The following is a 1,988-nucleotide window of genomic DNA, read 5'->3' as shown; positions in this document are numbered from 1 at the left end:
ATAGCCCTTGGAGAAATACGGAAGACGCGTCTTCGCATAGAAGAAGCCGCCAACCGCGATCACCGAGTAAATCGGGTAGCTCATGTAGAACTCGATGATGTGCGACGGCGTGAAGTCCGTGTCGCGAATCACCGTCATGTGCCAGGTGCCGTCCTGCTCCGTGAAGAACGACGCGCCCCAGTAAATGGCCGCGGCGTAAACCACCAGCCACTGCACCTCGACCACCAGGCGGCGCATTTCTTCGCGCGGCGCCAGGTTCGAGAAGTCGCGCGTGCGCGTCTTCCAAAGAAAGCCCGCAAGGCCAATGCCAGAGATCAGCTCAAGCGGGATCTCGGTCCATAGGATCGACATCCAATATGTCTGGAACTCCGGCGCAAACGAGTCCAGGCCAGCGCGCCAGCCATAAATCTGCTCGTAAATGCGAACGACCAGATAGAACCCGTTCAGAACGGCCAAGCCGATCCACATGCCCTTCAGGTCTACTACAGCTTCCGTGCCAGCAGCAGCGCGGGCTGCTGTGTCAGTCGTTGAGCTCATCGTGACTCCTCCATGGAATTTGGCTCGAAGAGACGCTCTTCGAGGCTGACGCATTTTGCGTGTTATGGCGCGTCGAAACAGTGACTTTGTCGCCAAAAACGGCGCAGAACCCGCCACGCGCAGGAGCTCAAACCGCGGATTGAAATCCTCTCGCGCCGCAAAAAAAAGCCCGGCGCTGACGCCGGGCTTCGTTTTCGATCAACACCAGTCTAGACCGGCTGGGGCTCCAAGCCGCCGACATCGGGCTCGGGTTTCTGTCCCGTCGTCGGCACGGAGGAGCCGCGCGGCGGCTGCGTTGGCGACGATTCTTCGCGCACCGGCCGCTTGCCGACGAGCAGGCCCTTCATCTCGTCGCCGGACAGCGTCTCGAATTCGAGAAGCGCATTGGCGAGCGTGTCGAGTTGGCTGCGCTTTTCCGACAGGATGCGCATCGCCTCGTCATAGGCTTCCTGCACCAATCGGCGCACCTCGGCGTCGATCGTCTGCTGCGTCGCCTCGGAAATCGTCTGCTGCCGCCCGAGGGAATATCCGAGGAACTGCTCTTGCTCGGGATTGGCGTAGGCGACGGTGCCGAGCTTGTTCGAGAAGCCGAGCTGGGTGACCATCGCGCGCGCCACACGGGTGCATTGCTGGATGTCCGAGGCCGCGCCCGACGTCACTTTGTCATGGCCAAAGATCATTTCCTCGGCGACGCGGCCGCCCATGGCGATGGCGAGCATCGCGGTCAGTTGCTCGTATGTCTGCGAGATCTGATCGCGCTCGGGGAGGCCCTGCACCATGCCGAGCGCTCTGCCGCGCGGAATGATCGTCGCCTTGTGGATCGGCATCGCGCCGGGAACCGAAAGCTGCACCAGCGCATGGCCGCCTTCGTGATAGGCGGTGAGCTTCTTCTCCTCATCCGTCATCACCAGCGTGCGGCGCTCGGCGCCCATCATGATCTTGTCGCGGGCGTCCTCGAACTCCTGTTTCGTGACGATCCGCTTCGAGCGCCGCGCCGCGAGCAGCGCCGCCTCGTTGACAAGATTCATCAGATCGGCGCCCGAGAAGCCCGGCGTGCCGCGCGCGACGATCTTCAGATCCACGTCCGGCGCCAGAGGCACCTTGCGGGCGTGAACCTTGAGGATCTTCTCGCGGCCGATGAAGTCCGGGTTCGGCACCTGGATCTGCCGGTCGAAACGGCCCGGACGCATCAGCGCCGGATCGAGCACGTCCGGACGGTTGGTCGCGGCGATCAGGATGATGCCCTCATTCGCCTCGAAGCCGTCCATCTCGACGAGCAGCTGGTTCAGCGTCTGCTCGCGCTCATCGTTGCCGCCGCCAAGGCCGGCGCCGCGATGGCGGCCGACCGCGTCGATCTCGTCGACGAAGATGATGCAGGGCGCATTCTTCTTCGCCTGTTCGAACATGTCGCGCACGCGCGAGGCGCCGACGCCGACGAACATTTCGACGAA

At 62.9% G+C, this 1,988-nt stretch carries 2 protein-coding genes; both read right to left on the bottom strand.

The features are described 5' to 3' along the window. The coding region (locus tag IYW40_RS00020) for a methane monooxygenase/ammonia monooxygenase subunit C (protein ID WP_196398951.1) at positions 1 to 537 on the bottom strand (537 nt) is incomplete at its 3' end. A 209-nt stretch (positions 538 to 746) separates the two neighbouring features. Continuing rightward, the coding region (gene ftsH / locus IYW40_RS00015; RefSeq protein WP_196398950.1) for an ATP-dependent zinc metalloprotease FtsH at positions 747 to 1,988 on the bottom strand (1,242 nt) is incomplete at its 5' end.

It is taken from the genome of Methylocystis sp. H4A, assembly GCF_015709545.1.
Taxonomy (GTDB): domain Bacteria; phylum Pseudomonadota; class Alphaproteobacteria; order Rhizobiales; family Beijerinckiaceae; genus Methylocystis; species Methylocystis silviterrae.
The sequence above is the reverse complement of the archived record's forward strand: the minus strand, read 5'-3'. Positions and strand labels throughout refer to the sequence as shown.